Source organism: Muricoprocola aceti, from assembly GCF_025567005.1.
Taxonomy (GTDB): Bacteria; Bacillota; Clostridia; order Lachnospirales; family Lachnospiraceae; genus Marvinbryantia; species Marvinbryantia aceti.
Genome location: NZ_JAOQKE010000014.1, coordinates 668 through 19,264, shown reverse-complemented (window position 1 = coordinate 19,264; position 18,597 = coordinate 668). Strand labels below are relative to the sequence as shown.

Below are 18,597 nucleotides of genomic sequence, written 5' to 3'. Positions count from 1 at the left end.
AGATTTGAAAAAAGCATTAACCAGAAAACAGGAAGAAAGTTATCAGTGTATTTTACGATATACCAATGAACATGGATATCCACCGACAATACGGGAATTTGGAAAATTGATCGGGGTGAAATCAACATCATCAGCATTTTCCAGAATCAAGCAGTTGGAGCTAAATGGATATATCCGAAGGATTCCGGCATCGCCAAGAGCAATCGAGATTTTATAGTGAGGTGTCGGCATGAATAAAGTATATGTAGATGTAGTGGCAGAGTTCCGGAAAGACGGACAACTGGTTCCCATATTTTTTACATGGGAGGATGGAAGAAAATATAACATCGACAGAATTTTGAAAATCGAGCGATGCGCCAGCAGAAAGGCAGGCGGTGTAGGAATGATGTACACCTGTATGATACAGGGACAGGAAAGCCATTTATTCTATGAAGTGGATAAATGGTTTATGGAGAGAAAAACAGCATAAGGAGAGATAGGTATAGACGATATTATATGGATTATTAACCGGCAGGGATAGTCACTTTCCCTTTATATTCCTGCAGGTTTTACATAAGAAGATGGATTCCGGTCAGCAAAGGCAGCTCCCACAATGCCTTTTGGATATCCGCTTCTGCAAATTGTAGTAAGTAATTGCTTCCCATCAAAATCATGGGGAAAGCGAACTGGTCTGAAAGACCGCCAGTTAGTGTGATGATGATAAGGAGATTTTGAAACTGATGACAGATAGAGATTATGCAATTAAATCAATGAAAGAAATTACCTTCCAGATGGCAAGTCATGCACAGGATTATCTGGAAGTTACAATCGAAAGACATTATACTGATGCGCTGCATGGCCTGATACTGGCATGTGCGGGATTCATGGTACTGATGCTGATATTAGTCACACAGGACTGGCAGATGATTGGTGTGATCCTTGCAATAGTAGCAGGAAGCAGTCTTGTGATATTCTTTGGTACCGGTTTGACAACACTTATGAGGAGTATAGAATTTGGTCTGGCAGAGTTTGTAGGATCATGATTATTGAAAATGACTTTGTGTTACGGTGGCATAAAGTAAAGATAATAAAATGTATTCAGTATAGCAAGAGAAACAAGAAGTCGCTGCAGAAATTCTGTGGCGATTTTTTGTACCCTTCAATCTGAATATGCTATATCTGTTTCAGCTGTTTCTCATATTTTGGATTTGTATGGCGTTTCATCAGTGCTTCCAGACTGTCCAAGCTTTCACTGGTAATTAACTGTTTTGCAGAGCATTTACCCCCTGACGCAGCAACCGTGCATGTTCCTTCCGATCCCGTGAGATGCATTCCAGTGTTACATAAAGCGGATCCATACGCTGTACCAGCTCACGGACGCCATTTGCTACAAAAGGCTGATGCAGATCAATATGGAAGATATGCAGAAAAGCCTGCGTGGCCAGTTCACCTGGATCCGCAGACGGTGTGAGCATATGCTTTTGATAATCTTTCACATATGCGCCACTCAGAGACTGGTTCAGATGAATGCCCTTGATCATCGGGATCAGATCTTCATGAACATCCAGCATCTGATTCAGATAGACGACCGCATCATCCGGCGTCTGCAGATCAGTATTCGTGTTCATAAAATGTCCCGTATCCAGCATAAGCCCTTTCTTAGGGTAATGCACCTGTTCCAGGAGCCGGCTGGTTATGGCGGGATCTTCAAAGGTCAGTCCCGGCCACCATAGATTCTCCATCAGAAAATAAAAATCATAGTCTGTTCCGTCCAAAAGGCGGTTGATAAAAGCAGCGGCAGCATCCACCACTTCTTCATTGCTGTGGTGCATTACATAAGTAAGAGATTCTGCATAGCTTACCTGTGTGATGTGAAATACAACATATTCCGCATGAACAGCTTTCGCATAATCCAGATCTTTCCGGTAATGTTCCAGAAGCATCTCCTGATTCAGATCCATCCAGTCCGTAATGCAACAGGCATGTACACCAGTGATCATATCTGATTCCAAAATGTGCGTTTCATCCGGCATAAGAGGCATCACTTCCAGACCACAAAGACCAAATTGCTGATAAAATGTGCGCAGATCAGATGAGTCTGTATAACGGCGGGTATCGTCATCCGAGATAGAAAAATTCATAGTTAATTTCATAATCAAATACTCCTGTCAGGCTGTGATGTATTTATAATACAGCATAAGAAGAAAATAGGACAGAACTTTTACATTAATGAAACTTAATCCAGATATTCTACTTTAAATGATATAAATGAAAAGAATATACCTGTAAACGATAAAATCCTAATAAATGAAAAAGTCCCACCGGGTTGCGCATGAAAATCAGAGGCGTGGTGGGTTCTGTTACTAATATATTACAACATGAAGTTTAGTTGTCAAGAATTCATTTTTCAAAAAAGATAATGTCAAAACTTGCGATGGATTTCGTGTTGAGAAAAAAAGAAAATGTTATAGGATAGATATGAAAATATGTTTACAACAAGGGCGTTTATGCAAGAAAATTATAGGTAGATAAAAAGATTCTGATATGATAAAATTAGAGAAAACCAAATGAATATGTCGAAATTTAGATAAAAAGGGAAAATTTTTATATGGAGTTATATCATGGAAGTACATATGATTTTACGGAAATAGATTTATCAAAAGCACGTAAAGGAAAAGATTTTGGTCTGGGATATTATCTGACAACAAATAAGAGTCAGGCAATCAGATGGGCTACAAGAGGAAAAATGAAAAAGGAAGGTTTTTTGTATACATACGCTTTTGATGAAAAAATCCTTAATGGGTACGAATTTAATATAAAAAAATTAACCAGATATAATAAAGAATGGGCAGACTTTTTATGTAAATGTAGATTGGAATTTTATAACAGTGACCATGATATTATTTATGACAGAATGGCAGACTCAACATTTAAGGTATTATCGAACTATATTGAACGATACTATTTTGGAGAGATAGACTTAAATATGCTGTTACTTATTGCCAGATTTCCGAAAAACAGACGCTATGATCAGTACTGTTTTAAAACAAAAAGAGCAATAGAAAAATTAAGTTTGGTAAAAAAGGAAGGTGTTTAAATGAATTATAATACCAGAAACATCATAAAAACATATTCTGCTATAACCGGGAATACGGATGTGAATCAAATTATCCGTGTCTTATCTAAGTCCCCAGCTTTTATGGCAGTGAAAAAAGGAAACTCGGTATTGATGTATGATGGATATAGTGCCAATCTTCTGGAAATAGTGGAAGAATTAAAACAGCAAAGTGACTGCCCGGAAGATGTGAAGAAAATTACGGCTGAAAATATTGCAATAGTAAACAGGGCAAGAAGAAATCATATAGGATCACGGGAACGAATGATAAGTGTGCGGCCGATTAATGCAGTTTCCAGGCGTGAACATGTTCTAAAGCGACTGTCTGGCAGAGCACTCAGACGAAACAGAAGGTTAAAAGTGGCAAAATCGGTAAACGCTGGGGTAAAAAGAACTGAAATTATGAAACCGTGAAAAAGATTTCCCCTGTCTGTGAAAACGAAAAGTTTCAGCAGACAGGGGATTTTTATACGATTTTTTACAGGTACGAAACCGCATACCCATTTCTCTTACAGTATTCTTCCACAGCAGATCCCTGATAGCACCGTATCAGCGTGTCATGATTCGCCACATCCGGTCCGATATAGTCCGGATCATGGCGCAGCTCCAGCACTTTCATTTTCTGGCTGCCTTTGAAAGCCCTGTTTCCAATGTATCTGACTGAAGCCGGAATTTCCACATGGGTCAGCTGCGGACAGTGGTAGAAGGCTGCAGCACCAATGTATTCCAGCCCTTCCGGAAGAACGACTTCTGACAGCAGGCAGTAATGGAAAGCGTGTTCTCCGATCTGCTTCAGGCGTGACGGAAAATGAAACTGGCGCATCTTCTTGCAGGTGAAAAATGCCGCATCTTCGATAATGGTCACCCCGTCTGGAAGAAATAGAGAAGACAGTCTGGTACATTTGAAAAAAGCATTGACTCCAACCGAATGTAATCTGCTGTTTGCAGGAATATAAAGCTCCTGCAGCTTCCCGTCATCGGAAAATAGACGGTCCGGGATGGCAGCCAGGGAAACCGGCAGGACAGCACTTTCCAGATTTTTACATTCCCGGAATGCTTCTGCACCGATCCTGGAAACCCGGCTAGGCAGTTCGATGCTTTTCGGCCCGGAACAGCTGTGGAAAGCATGCGCACTGATGTACTGCAAGCTGTTGGGGAATACAATGGATTTTAACTTTTTAAAATCTGCAAAGGTACCTGCCTCGATTCCGACAATCCCATCAGGTAATCGCAAAAAAGAAGAACGGTACAGATGGACATTGCCGTGGTGTACCGTGCGTTTGTTTACATAATATTTTTTTGGCTCAGCCATAAATATTCCTTTCCTGATACAGCCAAATATGAAAAAATAAGAATCTGCGGCCAGCAAAAATACCATATGGCATATTGTACAGATTTTATGGCTGTTTGCATAGATATATGCTTTGCTTTTTAAGCATAATAGCATAAAAAAATAAAGAAAACAAGATTAAAATGGATCAGAATATATATAAAATTGACAAAAATGCAACAATTCTTTGGAAATACTTGACAAAATATTACAGGGTGGTACACTAAGCCTAAGTGAATATCATAGGGATTTTATGCAAGGTAAACAAAAAGTATTTCTCTGCATAGGAAGCCGGGTGAGATTCCCGCACAGGAACGCTACTGTGATGAGCGAAAGCTCTAAGTCAGGCCTATCTTTATGATGTTGTGCAACAACCCTCGATATCAGGGCGGCACCGTATGGATTGTAGTGTGGGTCGTACTCTGAACGGGTATAGCTTTTTTTGATGCAGAACAAAAGACTTAAGAGAAGAAAGTCTGGAGACATCAGGATAATGAAAAAGAACCCTTTTCAGAATACCGCAGCCACAACGCATACCACTAATACGACAAAAAGGAGAAGAAGGCAGCCTGAAAACTGCCGGCAGGGATGGAATCGCATACCTGTGTTTGTATGCAACTGGAAACAATTATTCAAAAGACTAAATGAAAAACAGGAGGAAAGTATTATGAGTAAGAAATTGAAAAGATTATCCGCATTGTTATTAGCAGTAGTAATGATGTTCAGTATGAGTGCTTTTGCATCAGCTGCTAATATGAGCATTTATGTAAGAGATTACAACCAGCCAGGCAAGGAAGGAAAATTCACATATTATCCAGCGGATAAAACACCATTAGTAACAATTAGCACCATTCCAGGAAAATCAGTATACGATGCTATTGAAGCTGCAACTGAAGCTGGAAAAGTTAGTTCAACTTGGAACAAAGTCACTAATTCGGATGGTTCAATTGATGAATATATGGAAAGCTTTGGAGTAGGAAGCTTCACCAGAACCAACTGGGGAGATTATTCTAATTTGAAATATGATAGCGATGGAAATGTGACTAGTGGAACATGGGCTGGAAGTTCCTGGATGTGGCGTTTAGGTGATAAAGAAGATTTGACAAGTACCACTTATCCTAATTACACAATGAGCGATTATAAGTGCCCAGCAAATGACTTCTCCATCATTCTCAGTTTTGATTATTCATCATTTAGCTGGTAGAAATGAAAAAAAGACAGTTAGCAATATTATTGTCTTCTTGTCTTTTAATTTCTTCACTTAATCCGTTGACAGTATTTGCTGGTGAAATGGATGAACCATCAAATGTGTCTGAGCAAGACACACTTGATGTTCTACTTGATGGAGATGAAATAGAGAATGTAGAAATAGAAGATAACGAAGAAATAGAAGATAACGAAGAAATAGAAGATAACGAAGAAATAGAGGATAATGACGATACAGAAGAATACGTGATGTCTGCTCCTGAATCATTACCAAATGAAGAACAACTTATTGATAGCTATGAAATTGAAAAAATAGAAAATACTTGTAATGATCCAATATCTTTGTATGAAAGTGAAGATGAGGGCTTTACTCAAGTAGCGCAAGGAGTTCCGATAGAATTTAAATATGATGGAACTACGTTGCATTTTCGGTTACAGAAGAATGCAGCTCCAACTCCAATGCCAGATTTAAAAAGAGTTGCTGGCGGTATATGGGTTAGGGAGCATCAAGCCGAGGCACAAAATGTTACTAAAATTGTAATCGGTGAAGGAATTACTGCATTAGGAAATCACAATTTTGAAGGAATATCTAACAAATACTTTAATAAAGTAACTGAAGTAGAATTGCCTTCTACGGTTAACAAAATTGGTGATTATACTTTTCAGAGAGATTTGGCATTACAAAGCATTGATCTTTCCAATGTAACATATATTGGAGATACAGCTTTAGCAAGAACCGGAGTTCAAGACATTTCTTTGTCTCGTGATAAAGAAGTGAGTTTGGGGGATGGGGCATTTAGACAATGTACAGAATTAAGATCGGTGACAGGCGGCAATATTAAACTTGCGACAGGTGCATTTGATCTATGCTCAAAATTATCGAGTTTTCAGTGTACAACAAAACTTGATGAAATCCCTGAAGAAGCTTTTGCTGGAACAAAATTAACAAATTTTGATTTTGAAAGTGTTAAAATTATAGGGGATGGCGCATTTTCCTACACCAAATTGGGTACCATTTCATTCAAACAATCAGATTTAACGATAGGTACAAATGCATTTACAGGATGTAATGAGTTGTCAGCAATATGTTATCCAGGAACAAAGGACGCATGGACTGCGATTTCTGGCAGTGCAGGATTAGCCTCTACCGTAACAGTACATTGTAAAGCAGACCAATTAGAAGCAAAAACACCTACATGTACAGAATCTGGATTAGAATTAGAGGATAATGTATGTGGAGTCTGCGGTGAACATTATTTTACTGGAAAAGTACTTGAACCTCTTGGTCATAAATTCTCAGATGATTACACAGTGGATAAAGTGGCCACTTGCAATGAAGAAGGCGAAAAGAGTAAGCATTGTGAGAATGGATGCGGAGTTAGAGATGATATTCAGCCGATTCCGGTTGATAAAGAGAATCATGACTGGACATCTGAAGTAACTACTCAGCCAACCTGCACGAAAGATGGTGTCCGCACTCTTACCTGTACCCGATGCAAAAATGTGAAGACAGAAGTAATTCCTGCGACAGGCGTGCATCAGTGGAGTGACTGGAAGAAGACAGCAGATGCAACTGTATTTGCAGCAGAACAGCAGGAAAGAAACTGTGCAACCTGTGACAAGAAGGAAACACGGACTGTTGGAGAAAAGCTTGCAGCAACAGCATCTGTAAATGCATCCTCTGTAACATTAAAAGAAAAACAGAGCACAGGAACCGTGAAAGTTGCAGGATTGGCGAATGGAGACTCCATAACATCCTGGAAATCCACCAATACCAAAGTTTTTACAGTTTCTGGTAAAGCAGATGGAACCTGCAAACTGACAGGTGTGAAAAAAGGTACTGCGAAACTGGAAATTACACTGGCAAGCGGTTTGAAAAAAACAGTTACTGTAAAAGTTCAGGTAAAGACAGTAAAGACTTCCAAGATCTCTGGTCTGGCAAAGAAGATGACGGTCAAGAAGGGTGAAAAAACAACCTTAAAGCCAGTCATTACACCTGCAACATCCCAGCAGAAGGTAACTTATAGTAGCTCTAACAAAAAAGTAGCAACGGTTTCTTCTAAAGGTGTGATCACAGCCAAGAAAGCCGGGACTGCTAAGATTACAGTAAAATCCGGAAGCAAAAAAGTAACGGTAACCGTAACGGTGCCAAAAACCAAGACAACAGCAATTAAAGTTGGCGAAAAGGTATCGGTAAAGAAGGGAAAGACTTACAGCTTAAAGGCAAAAACAACCCCATCTAACAGCGACGAAAAGATCACCTATAAAACATCCAACAAAAAGATTGCAACTGTGTCTAAATCAGGAAAGATTAAAGGTGTGAAAAAAGGTACTGCAACTATTACCATCAAATCCGGAAAAGTTGTTAAGAAAGTAAAAGTTACAGTTAAATAAAAAAGGTGAACAATAAAAGTAAGACGGGCTCTTCTTCCGAAAGGGAGATGAGCCTTTTTCAAAGTGGGGAAAAGAATGATGAAAAAGGCAGGTAAGCGTATACTCGGACTGCTTATGGCAGTGTTGATGATCTTCCAGCTTCCTTTTTCTGTATTGGCAGAAGACTGGGGAAATGGTTCGGAAGAAAGTGTAGTTTATTCATATGATGAAGAAGTCTCGGATGAGACAGGAGAAATTGAAGATATAACAGATGAGGATACGGATTTCATAGAAGAAAACCCAGACTCAGATGAAGAGATATTAAATGAAGAACAGGCAGATATTCTTTTTGAAGAAACAGAATCTGAGGATGAAGAGCAGATCCTGGAAGAAGAGACAGAAGAAGTAACAGAAGGGCAGAACGAAGCACAAGAGTATGCCACGTTATCTGCAGGAAAATATACAGAAGAAACACAGGAAATCCATGTGACGGTCAGTGTTAGTAAGGATGGAAAATTCCTCGATGATAAAGACGGGAATCCAATGGCTGGTAGGGAGATTACTCTGACCGACCAGCCATCTTATACGATGGATGATGCATTAAAAGCAGCACATGATCTCTATTATCCGGGTGGGGCTGAAGCTGGATATGATTATCACGCAGACGACGAAGGCAAATATTATGGCGTTATTTATAAATTGTGGGGATATAAGAAAGATGAAGTCCCTTATATTAAATCTTCTTTAAATCATGATAGCGGAAATTATCAAACAGCACTTTCAAGAAAAATTGCTGATGGAGATGAATTACATTTTTTTATCCAACAGAGAAAAGGTATTGATTTACTTGCTTTTTTTACTGAAACAGAAAAAAAAGTAAGTCAGGGACAAGATGTTGTACTTACATTGCGTCAGGTGGATGATAATGGAAATCAGTATACAAATTGCGAAGGTGCTACCATATATATTGATGGGGAAAGAGCAGAAGATTGTATAACAGATGCCAACGGAAAAGTAGTTATTACAGGATTGGAAAGTAAAGAAAAGCCCTATTATATTACGGTCGAGAAACAAGTTAAGATATCAGATAGTGAAAGTGCAACAGCAATCACGGCAGCTTATGCAAATGTTACTGTAACCCCTGGAACAGAGAAATATAGTAATTATTTAAAAAGCGTAACGTTAAGGGAAGAAATAGAAGGAAAAGAAAATGAAGAATCTTTAGATCTCTTGGATGGATCAAGAGCATTCACAATACCGGCAGAAATGGTATATCTGCATTTTCAGAAGAAGGCAGATATGTATGTAAGTGTGGAAACCATAGAATCCATGCCAGAAGATTGCAAAGTTTACGCAGTTTATACAGATCCTAAAGATGCTACAGTACACAGAGTAGAAATTAAAAAAGGAAAATCAGCTTATTTAAAAAATGCCATAGCAAAGGGAATTACGTATGGCAATATGATAAATTACAATCAAGCCATTCGCTCTATTACATTAGAAGTATTACAGGATGGCGCTGTCATTGAATCGAAAGAAATACCTGTTACTTACCGGAATCATTTAAGTAAATTATCAGTCACAACGTCTTTCGGAAATGAGGTGCCGACCGGATTTTCAGAAGATATTTTGGATAATCAGAATCTTGAAATTGAAGTTCCAGAAAATGCAGAATATGTAGAGATTGCCTCCCAGCCGTATGGATATACGGATACCAACAAAACAATATCTGTGAATGGAGAAACAAAAGAATTATCTTATTATCAGCCTTATGAGTTGAATCTGGACTGGGAGAAATGTGAGGAATATCATGTTTCTATAAATATTATAGAGTCTGGAAAGATTTATTGTCCGGAAGATGCAGAATATACCATTACTATCAAAAAAGGCGGAGTGAATTATACTCCGAAAGTTAAATTAAACGTATCAGGAAAACACAGTGTTTTGAAAAATTCGCAATCTCCAGTCATAAAAGCAAATGCAGAAGTTTTACGTCCAGAGGAAGGTACATTAACATATCAGTGGTACCAGGGCAGTATGACAGAGAATTATGAGATGGTATATACAGCAATAGAAAATGCCGTAAATAATGTATATGCTGTTCCAACTGATACACGTGGAAATGAGAAAACTTACCGATGCCAGGTTACATATAGCATAGATGGGAAAGAGTATACAACTACGAGCCCATCTGTAGACTATACCGTAATATCGAAAGAAGTGGAAATTCCTGAAATACTGGGACAGCCAGGAAGTATTCTGTGCGTGGAAGGAAAGCCGATAACAGAAAAGTTGAATATTGAATTGGAAGAAACACCGTGGGAAGATTTGACGCCACTGTATCAGTGGTATCAAAATACGGAAGAAAATACAGAAACAGGAACACGGATATCAGGAGCAACAAAGAAATTTTATGAGCCTTCCGTGCCAGAAGAAGGAACCATTTACTATTATTGCAGGGTACAGTACCGGAGATGGGAATGGAACCTGACAGAAGGGAGCGGGTTGTCTCATACGGATGGCATGGAAGTATGTTCCGATATCGTCTCAGTATCTGTCATAGAAGAAGAACTTCCATGGGAAGGAAGCGGATCAGCAAAAGATCCATATAAGATAAATGGAATAGAAGATCTGGAAGCACTGCGGGATAAAGTGAATAAAGAGGGATTTTCTTTTGCAGGGATGCATTTTCAGATGACAGCAGATATTTCACTGCCATCAGACTGGGCACCAATAGGAACCATTGAGCCTGGAAAAGCAATGACTGGAGATGGTAAGTATCTCTGGGCTTTCTCTGGCATTTTCGAGGGAAACGGTCATACTCTTGCCATGTCAGAAGGAGGAAAACCACTTTTTAATTATGTAAGAAATGCTGTGGTAGAAGATCTGAAATTGGCAGGTGAAAATATCAATGGCTATGGGCTGGTAGATCGTTACACTGTAGATTATGGTGTGGATGGAGAATATGATACCGGTTGCCCGGATGCGGTTACAATTCGTAATGTTACCTTAACATCAGGTATGAGTACTAAAGAAGCTGGTTTGATTGGTGGTTATGCATCCGGTGCCAATGATGTGGTGATTGAAAACTGTAATGCTGAAGCCGGTGTTATCATCGGATACACAAAACAAGAGGAAAGTATAGGAACTTTTGCTGGCAGCATTAATGGAGTCATCCGTAACTGTCACAGTGCGGCAACCGTCTATGGCACAAGTGCAGTCGGAGGGCTGGTAGGATCCAAAGGACAGGCCATGGGAGCCTGCACCATCGAAAATAGCAGTTTTACTGGAAACGTAATAGCAACAGGTAATTGGGTAGGCGGTATTTTAGGAAAAGGCTACGAGGCTGATTCTGCCCCAAATACCCCGGTTGCATCCGTGAAGAACTGCTACGTGGCAGGCAATGTGTCCGGTGCATCGAACGTAGGAGGTATTTTCGGCGGGGAACCGAGCTGTAAGCAGTGCTGGGGCAACGGAAGTGGTGCGATTGCCAACAACTTTTTCTATGGCACCGTCAGCGGAAGCAGCAATGTAGGAGCGATTGTCGGATATCTGCGCAGCTTTGACAAGTTCCAGGGCATCACGAACAACTACTTCCTGGATACCTGCGGAGCATCCAATGGTATCGGTGGTATCGGAACGATTCTGACCGTGGATGGCAGCCTGCAGGATCTTCCATATGAAGTAGATGCAAGCTACGGTATCGATTATAAGTTTGATCAGAAGCTGTACTGTTTCCCAAAGAGTACAGCAGAGTTTGCTGACGGTACGGTAACCGGCGGCTTAAACAGCGGCGATTACAATAACTGGGAGCAGGGCAGCAGCTATCCGGTCTATGGGGCAGGTGCTTACGCAACAGGTCTTTCCCTGACCGGCAATTATAAGAAAGAATATTATCTTGGGGAAGAGCTGGATCTCTCCGGCGGTACCTTTACCGTGACCTGGAGTGACGGCACGAAGACCCATCCGGAGGCAAATGAGATTACGGTGGTCGGTTATGACCCGAATAAGCGTGGCAGCCAGATGCTCTCCCTGAAATACGGCGCAGTAGAGACGACCATCACAGTTGGTGTGATACTGCGTGCAGGACAGATCGAAGTCAGCTTTACGCTGCTGGGCGATTATGTCCATGACAGTGATGCGGACCAGAATTACCATACCTTAAATAACGGTACGCTGGAGACCTGGATTCCGGAGACGAAGATGATCGTCAGCAACAATGCAAAAGTAAAAGATGTACTGGAACAGGCACTGCAGGCAAACGGCATGACCTGTGAGAATCCGAAAGGCAACTATGTCTCAGCCATTACCAGAAACGGAGTAAAACTGGCTGAGTTCACGAATGGAAAGAATTCCGGATGGATGTATACCTTAAACGGCAAGCATCCGGATCTTGGCGTCAATGAACAGTACCTGAACAACGGAGATGTGATCGTATTCCATTATACAGATGACTATGTAAATGAAGAACACGTACACCACTGGGCTGCGGGCTGGAGCAGCAACGGCGTAGTACACTGGCATGAGTGCGAGTGGGCCTGCGGCCAGAGAAAAGACCAGGCATCCCACAGCTGGAGTGCATGGAAGACCACAAAGGCAGCCACCTATACAACTGCGGCAGTACAGACACGGTACTGTACCGTATGCGGTCGGGAGCAGACACAGAGTGTTGGAAGCCCATTGCCACAGCCGGCACCAAAGCCAAACCCGACCATGCAGGTCAATGCCAGCAGGATTACCCTGAAGTACGGACAGTCCACAACAGGGCTGAAAGTAACCGGACTGCAGTCAGGGGACTATGTACAGTCCTATAAATCCAGCAATACCAAAATCTTTAAGGTGAACGGAAATGGTAAGATCACTGCAAAGAAAAAGGCAGGAAGCGCCACTCTGACCATCACCTTAAAGAGCGGCCTGTCCAGAAACGTAACCGTAACGGTCCAGAAGGGTACGGTAAAGACTGCGAAGGTAAGCGGCGTAGCAAAGAAAATCACCCTGAATAAGGGGAAGAAATATACATTAAAGCCAGTCATCACACCGTTTACATCCCAGGAAAAGGTGACTTATACATCTTCCAACAAGAAGGTGGCAACGGTTACATCCAGGGGTGTGATTACGGCAAAGAAATCCGGAACCGCAAAGATTACGGTAAAATCCGGTAAGAAAAAAGCAGTTCTGACTGTAACCGTCCCGAAGACGGCAACAAAGAGGATTTCCGTTGCATCCGCAGTCAGTGTGAAAAAGGGAAAGACTTATACGCTGAAAGCAAAGAGAACACCGGCGAACAGCGAGGAGAAGATTACTTACAGATCTTCTAATAAGAAGGTAGCAACCGTAACCAGCTCCGGCAAGATTAAAGGCGTAAAGAAGGGAACAGCAACCATTACGGTAAAATCCGGAAAAGTCACGAAGAAAGTAACAGTAACTGTAAAATAAGCATTGAGGCATCCGTCTTCCCATACGGGAAGGCGGAACCGGCCTCTGAAGTATGTAAAGGGTAACTGTTCAGAACCCACTGTGAAGGTACTGGACAGATATGAAAATGGAAAACAACAATCCGGTAAGCGGTGGCTGGAAGATGATGAAATAAATGGATGAGGCGTAAAGCTCATAACGATATCAAAATAGAATTATGCGGAAGAAGGAGAACAGGTATGGAGACAAAAGGGAAAAAGAGGCTGTTAAATGTGATCATGGTGCTGCTGATCCTGGTTATTGCGGCAAGCGGAGTGCTGACAGTGGGAAAGATCCGGGGATGGTTTGACAAGCCGGAAGAGACAGTGGTATCAGCAGGAACGACAAAAGGCGTAGTGAACATCCAGAGAAACGGCATTGGCTATACATTAAATGCAGACTCTGCCCTGCAGGGCAATGACCTGGTGGAGACCAAGAAAGGGGCAGAAGCGGAACTGGACTGGACGGACCAGGGAAAGCTGGAGCTGAATGAAAAGAGTGAAGTGGTCCTGACAGCCTGTGAGAAAGAACAGAGTGAAGTACAGGTGAACAAGGGCGAAGTCTTCGGGGATATGCTGAAGCAGTCCGGCACGTTTGATGTGGCTTTTGCAGGAAATACGGCGCACCTGTCCGGGGCGGTATTTTCCGTCAGCGTGCAGTCCGGAAGCAGCAGCCTGAATCTTTATGCCGGGGATATCAGCATCCTGCTGGCAGACGGTACACAGGAGCGGGTAGAAGCTGGAGAGTATCTTTCCGTGACAGACAGCAGTGACGGAAGTTCTTCCTATCAGATCCAGAAGATGCAGGCAGCATCCCTGAATGAATTCCTGATTAACCAGGTACAGAGCTGTGACAGCAGCAAGGATCTTTGTTTTACACCGGAGGATCTGCAGAAAGTACTGGATGACCGTGCAGCGGAGAAGCAGGCAGCACTTGAAGCTGCCATGAATGCAGAAAAGATCCCGTCAGAGGAGAAAAAAGAAGCAGAATCTGACAATAAGGAACAGGAAAGTGAAGCACAGTCTGAAACAGAGACTGAGAACGGGGAATCTGAAGAAGACCAGAACAGCGTGGAAGAGTATACGCCGGAAGATACCGGGGATGACGGCGGTTCCGGAGGCAGTTCCAATATCTGTACCATTACCATCCGTTGTGATACGATTCTGGACAACCTGAATAACCTGGATGCCGGAAAAGAGGCATACGTGCCGTCAAACGGCGTGATCCTGGCTACCAGCAGCGTGGAATTTGAAGACGGCGAAACAGTCTTCGATGTACTGAACCGGGTATGCGAGTACGCAGGCATCCAGATCGAGTATTCCTGGACACCTCTGTACAACAGCTATTATATCGAGGGTATCAATAACCTGTATGAGTTTGACTGTGGCAACGAATCCGGATGGATGTACAAGGTCAACGGCTGGTTCCCGAACTACGGATGCTCCAGCTACACACTGAAGGATGGGGATGACATTGTATGGTGTTACACCTGTAACGGACTTGGGGCAGATGTAGGCGGAGGAATGTCATAAGCAGATAAACCGGGGAAGAAGGAGCTTAGAAAAATGAAAGACAGAATGAAACGATTATCCATCCTGTGCATTACGGCAGCCTTATGTGCGGGAAATGTATATGCGGAAGAACTGCCGGCTGCCACGGGCACAGAACTGGAAACTCATGCAGAAAGTGCACAGGAAGCGGTGGCTGCAGAAGCGGCGGCAGAAAGCACAGAACCAGAGACGGCAAAAGAGCCGGAGACACAGAAAGAGACAGAGCAGGAAAGTACCGAAGCTGCACAGAGCGAATCCCAGACGGAGAAAGAAACGACTGGCGGGGAAGAAAATAACGAATCCGGGGAAACAGACCGGGCGGATACGGAAAACACCGAAGTGCAGGGCGAAAACCAGAAACATACAGACAAAGAAACAGAAAAAAATCCGGAGACAGAGGAAGAGAGGGAAACCGAAGCGGCCACGGAAAAAGAAGCAGAAAAGGCAGAGCTGGCAGTGACAGATTCGAACGGGGAGACCTTAAAGAAAGAAAAGCTGGATGTGCCGGCAGTCCTGCCGGTAGACGGGGAAACCCACCCGGTGGAATACCTGCAGGGCGTGTATAAGATAACAGTGCCTTCCGGCAGTAAAACCATACAGCTTACCGTGCCAGACCAGAAAGAAGGGGAAAAGATTTCCCTGACACGCTGGGGTGGATTTTTAACAGAGTCAGAAAAACACTGGTACCTGTGCCCGGATGACCCGGAAGAAGGGGCTTTTACGCAGGCAGGGAATGTCTATATTGTGAATCTGGACAACTTTACCCTGACGATGGAGGATCTGACAAAAGAGCAGCTTGCCGTATACGGGGATCTGTCAGAGGACATTTCCTATGCAGAGATTCTGGTAACCGGGGAAGGACGGTCAGAACTGCTTCTGATTGAGTTTGATGCAGAATCCGGAAAGGAAACGGAACCTGTATCAGAAGAAAGTACACCAGAAGCGGAAAGCACAGAAACCGGGACGGAAGCTAATACATCGGCAGAGACGGAAAACGGCACAGAGGACGGCATAGCAGCTCTGGCAGATACGGAACAGGCAGGTGAAATTGCAACGCTGTCAGCCAGTGCATCCCAGATAGACAGTGCTTATACATCAGCCGGGAAGAACCTGTCCGATTCATCCAAAAAGGTGACACCGTCTGTTGGCTCCATTGGAGGGGAATGGGAGATCCTTGGGCTGGCCAGAAGCGGAAAGCTGGATCAGGATGTGATAGACAAGTATCTGGCAAATGTGGTCAGCACCTTAAAAGAAAATAACGGGGTGCTCCATGAAAAAAAATACACGGAATATTCCAGAGTCATTCTGGCATTGACTTCCCTTGGTGTGGATGTGACAAATGTAGGAGGCTATAACCTGCTGAAGCCTCTGGCTGATTTTGAAAAGACGAAATGGCAGGGCGTGAACGGTTCCATCTGGGCGCTGATTGCGGTGGACAGCCACGGCTATGAGTTCCCGCAGGCAGACGCAGGGGTAACCCAGAATTCCAGGGATAAACTAATCGAAGATATCCTGATACAGGAGCTTTCCAGCGGAGGCTGGGACATCTCAGGCAAAAGCGCAGACCCGGATATGACCGCCATGGCAATCCAGTCCCTGGCTCCCTATTACAGTACCAATTCTGATGTAAAAGAAGCTGTGGACAGAGGGATTGACCGTCTTTCAGCTATCCAGAAGAGCAATGGTTCCTTTGCTACCTATGGATCAGAGTCTTCTGAGAGTTGTGCGCAGGTGATTGTAGCTTTGACAGCCATGGGGATTGACCCAAATACCGACAGCCGTTTTGTCAAGAATGGAAAATCGGTAGTAGATGCACTCCTGACGTACGCCAATGCGGACGGCTCCTTCCGCCATGTGCTGGACGGGGATGCCAACCAGATGGCAACCGAACAGGCTTACTACGCACTGACGGCCTATGAGCGGTTTACCGGCGGCAAAACCCGGCTGTATGATATGACGGATGTGGCCATGCAGTCAGATAAAGACAAGGCAGCAACCGTACAGAAACTGATTGCGGCACTGCCGTCAACGGTGAAGCTGACTGACAAGAGCCAGATCGAGGCAGCCAGGAGTATGTACGACAGCCTGAGTGACGCACAGAAGGCGCTGGTTACCAATTACAGCAAGCTGGAAGCAGCCATGAAAAAGCTGCAGGAGCTGAAAAAATCCAGCGGTTCCGGCAGTGAAAGCGGTTCAGGATCCGGAAGTGGCAAAAAAAACAGTTCAACTACTAAGAAAAAGACCAAAGGAAGCACCAAAAAGGTAAATCTGGTATCAGGATCTTCCGGTAAGAAAGGCGGTACAGCAGCTGGTAAAACAGCATCTGGCAAGACTACAGCGGATACAAAAGAAAAAGAATCGGAAAAAGAAACAGACAAGAATGCCACAAAAACGACAGAAAAAAAGGGTGGCACAAAGACGGAAAAAGAAGTCACCAGCCTGATTACAGAGATGAACGGCCTGTTCCGTAAGACAAAGACCTCTGAGAAACTGCCAGAGAATGCAGAGGACTATACGGATGCGCAGAAAGAACAGATTCTGGATATTTACCGGACTTATTCGGAACTGACGGACGCACAGAAAAAAGAAGTAGAAGCAAGCAGCCATTATAAAGATTATGAAAAGGCAGTAGAGAGTTTCAAAGAGACGAACCATTATGATAAAGCGGCAGACATTGATCTGCGTGATAATGAAGAAGAGATCCTACCATGGTATGTGCAGGTGGAAGCAAGCAGTCTGAATGTGGAAAGCAGTCAGGCAGAGCAGGTAAGCCAGGCTCTGAAAGGCCAGGGAGAACTACTGAATCTGACGGATATTTCCCTGATGGATCTTCTGGATAATACCCAGTGGGAACCGGACGATCTGGTGCGGGTCAGTGTGCCGCTGGCAGACTTAGGGGACTATGAGAACGTGGCTGTGGTACACCTGAAGGACGACGGCAGTCTGGAATTCATCGACGGTCATATCGCAGGAAGCAGGATTGAGTTCGATACGGACCAGTTCTCCAGATTCGGCATTGCCGGATACAACGGTTCCATGGAGGATCTGATGAAGCCGGAAGAATCCACACAGAAACCGCTGTGGATGTATCTGATTCCAGGTGCGGGAGCAGCAGCGCTGCTGGTTATTCTGGGAGCCATGCGCCTGTCCCTTTCCAGAAAAGGCAAAAAGAAAACGGGTGAAGAGCGTGAGAGATAAATTCGCATCCTACCATCCGGTGATCAATTTCACCTTTTTTATCGTGGCCATCGTATACGGCATGATTCTACTGCATCCGGCTTTCCTGGCCGCATCGGTATTATTGTCCATGCTGTATTATCTGACAGCAAAGGGGTGGCAGGGCTGGAAGTTCGTGGGAGGGATGATCCCGTTATTACTGGTATTGTCCCTGATGAATCCGGTGTTTAATACCTATGGGGCGCATGTATTATTCCGGTACGCCGGGGGCAGGCCCTATACGCTGGAAGCCCTGTGTTATGGAGCGGCCCTCGGTGCCATGATGGTATCGGTGCTCATGTGGTTTGCCTGCTACAATGCAGTCATGACCAGTGACAAGTTTTTATATTTATTTGGAAAAATGGCACCGTCGG

At 43.4% G+C, this 18,597-nt stretch carries 13 protein-coding genes; 11 read left to right on the top strand and 2 right to left on the bottom strand.

Annotation, left to right across the window (positions count from 1 at the left end; all coding sequences use genetic code 11):
• Window positions 1-4 precede the first annotated feature (4 nt).
• The 3 genes from OCV47_RS10790 to OCV47_RS10780 all read left to right on the top strand — a co-directional run bounded on the left by OCV47_RS10790 (window position 5) and on the right by OCV47_RS10780 (window position 1,022).
• Window positions 5-217, top strand: a complete 213-nt coding sequence (locus tag OCV47_RS10790) for a LexA family protein (protein ID WP_024720752.1) — start codon at window positions 5-7, stop codon at window positions 215-217.
• A 12-nt stretch (window positions 218-229) separates the two neighbouring features.
• Window positions 230-469 carry a hypothetical protein gene (locus OCV47_RS10785; RefSeq protein WP_055180584.1) on the top strand — a complete coding sequence of 80 codons (240 nt, stop codon included), beginning with the start codon at window positions 230-232 and terminating at the stop codon, window positions 467-469.
• 250 nt (window positions 470-719) lie between these two features.
• Entirely contained in the window at window positions 720-1,022 is a 303-nt protein-coding gene (locus OCV47_RS10780) for a hypothetical protein (protein ID WP_262655097.1), read from the top strand.
• Window positions 1,023-1,238: 216 nt separating this feature from the next.
• Here OCV47_RS10780 and OCV47_RS10775 read toward each other — a convergent pair whose 3' ends face one another.
• Window positions 1,239-2,132: a TIM barrel protein gene (locus tag OCV47_RS10775; protein ID WP_262655096.1), complete on the bottom strand. Its 894-nt coding sequence runs from the start codon at window positions 2,130-2,132 to the stop codon at window positions 1,239-1,241.
• A gap of 455 nt (window positions 2,133-2,587) precedes the next feature.
• Between OCV47_RS10775 and OCV47_RS10770 the strand changes: the two genes are divergently transcribed.
• Together OCV47_RS10770 and OCV47_RS10765 are read left to right on the top strand one after the other, a co-directional pair.
• On the top strand, window positions 2,588-3,076 hold the full coding sequence (locus tag OCV47_RS10770; protein WP_262655095.1) for a DUF3990 domain-containing protein: 489 nt from the start codon (window positions 2,588-2,590) through the stop codon (window positions 3,074-3,076).
• A complete protein-coding gene (locus tag OCV47_RS10765) occupies window positions 3,077-3,508 on the top strand; it encodes a hypothetical protein (RefSeq protein ID WP_262655094.1) in 432 nt (143 codons plus the stop codon).
• Between the two features lie 64 nt (window positions 3,509-3,572).
• On the opposite strand, the gene OCV47_RS10760 is transcribed toward OCV47_RS10765, so the two are convergent.
• Window positions 3,573-4,406: a leucine-rich repeat domain-containing protein gene (locus tag OCV47_RS10760; RefSeq protein ID WP_262655093.1), complete on the bottom strand. Its 834-nt coding sequence runs from the start codon at window positions 4,404-4,406 to the stop codon at window positions 3,573-3,575.
• A 685-nt stretch (window positions 4,407-5,091) separates the two neighbouring features.
• Between OCV47_RS10760 and OCV47_RS10755 the strand changes: the two genes are divergently transcribed.
• The 6 genes from OCV47_RS10755 to OCV47_RS10730 all read left to right on the top strand — a co-directional run.
• Complete coding sequence (locus OCV47_RS10755; RefSeq protein WP_262655092.1) at window positions 5,092-5,628, top strand: hypothetical protein; 537 nt, start codon at window positions 5,092-5,094, stop codon at window positions 5,626-5,628.
• 2 nt (window positions 5,629-5,630) lie between these two features.
• Complete coding sequence (locus OCV47_RS10750) at window positions 5,631-8,024, top strand: leucine-rich repeat protein (RefSeq protein ID WP_262655090.1); 2,394 nt, start codon at window positions 5,631-5,633, stop codon at window positions 8,022-8,024.
• Window positions 8,025-8,099: 75 nt separating this feature from the next.
• Window positions 8,100-13,439, top strand: a complete 5,340-nt coding sequence (locus OCV47_RS10745) for an Ig-like domain-containing protein (RefSeq protein ID WP_262655089.1) — start codon at window positions 8,100-8,102, stop codon at window positions 13,437-13,439.
• Window positions 13,440-13,657: 218 nt separating this feature from the next.
• Window positions 13,658-14,989, top strand: coding sequence for a DUF4430 domain-containing protein (locus OCV47_RS10740; RefSeq protein WP_262655088.1), 1,332 nt, complete (start codon window positions 13,658-13,660; stop codon window positions 14,987-14,989).
• Window positions 14,990-15,022: 33 nt separating this feature from the next.
• Window positions 15,023-18,205, top strand: coding sequence for a prenyltransferase/squalene oxidase repeat-containing protein (locus OCV47_RS10735; RefSeq protein ID WP_262655087.1), 3,183 nt, complete (start codon window positions 15,023-15,025; stop codon window positions 18,203-18,205).
• A partial coding sequence (locus OCV47_RS10730) for an energy-coupling factor transporter transmembrane component T (protein WP_262655086.1) occupies window positions 18,195-18,597 on the top strand: 403 nt, incomplete at its 3' end. The genes OCV47_RS10735 and OCV47_RS10730, both read left to right, overlap by 11 nt.

Excerpts from the sequence above, each read along its gene's own strand:
- OCV47_RS10785 (WP_055180584.1), top strand. The coding sequence starts at position 230 with ATGAATAAAGTATATGTAGATGTAGTGGCAGAGTTCCGGAAAGACGGA.
- OCV47_RS10780 (WP_262655097.1), top strand. The coding sequence starts at position 720 with ATGACAGATAGAGATTATGCAATTAAATCAATGAAAGAAATTACCTTC.
- OCV47_RS10775 (WP_262655096.1), bottom strand. The coding sequence starts at position 2,132 with ATGAAATTAACTATGAATTTTTCTATCTCGGATGACGATACCCGCCGT.
- OCV47_RS10770 (WP_262655095.1), top strand. The coding sequence starts at position 2,588 with ATGGAGTTATATCATGGAAGTACATATGATTTTACGGAAATAGATTTA.
- OCV47_RS10765 (WP_262655094.1), top strand. The coding sequence starts at position 3,077 with ATGAATTATAATACCAGAAACATCATAAAAACATATTCTGCTATAACC.
- OCV47_RS10760 (WP_262655093.1), bottom strand. The coding sequence starts at position 4,406 with ATGGCTGAGCCAAAAAAATATTATGTAAACAAACGCACGGTACACCAC.
- OCV47_RS10755 (WP_262655092.1), top strand. The coding sequence starts at position 5,092 with ATGAGTAAGAAATTGAAAAGATTATCCGCATTGTTATTAGCAGTAGTA.
- OCV47_RS10750 (WP_262655090.1), top strand. The coding sequence starts at position 5,631 with ATGAAAAAAAGACAGTTAGCAATATTATTGTCTTCTTGTCTTTTAATT.
- OCV47_RS10745 (WP_262655089.1), top strand. The coding sequence starts at position 8,100 with ATGATGAAAAAGGCAGGTAAGCGTATACTCGGACTGCTTATGGCAGTG.
- OCV47_RS10740 (WP_262655088.1), top strand. The coding sequence starts at position 13,658 with ATGGAGACAAAAGGGAAAAAGAGGCTGTTAAATGTGATCATGGTGCTG.
- OCV47_RS10735 (WP_262655087.1), top strand. The coding sequence starts at position 15,023 with ATGAAAGACAGAATGAAACGATTATCCATCCTGTGCATTACGGCAGCC.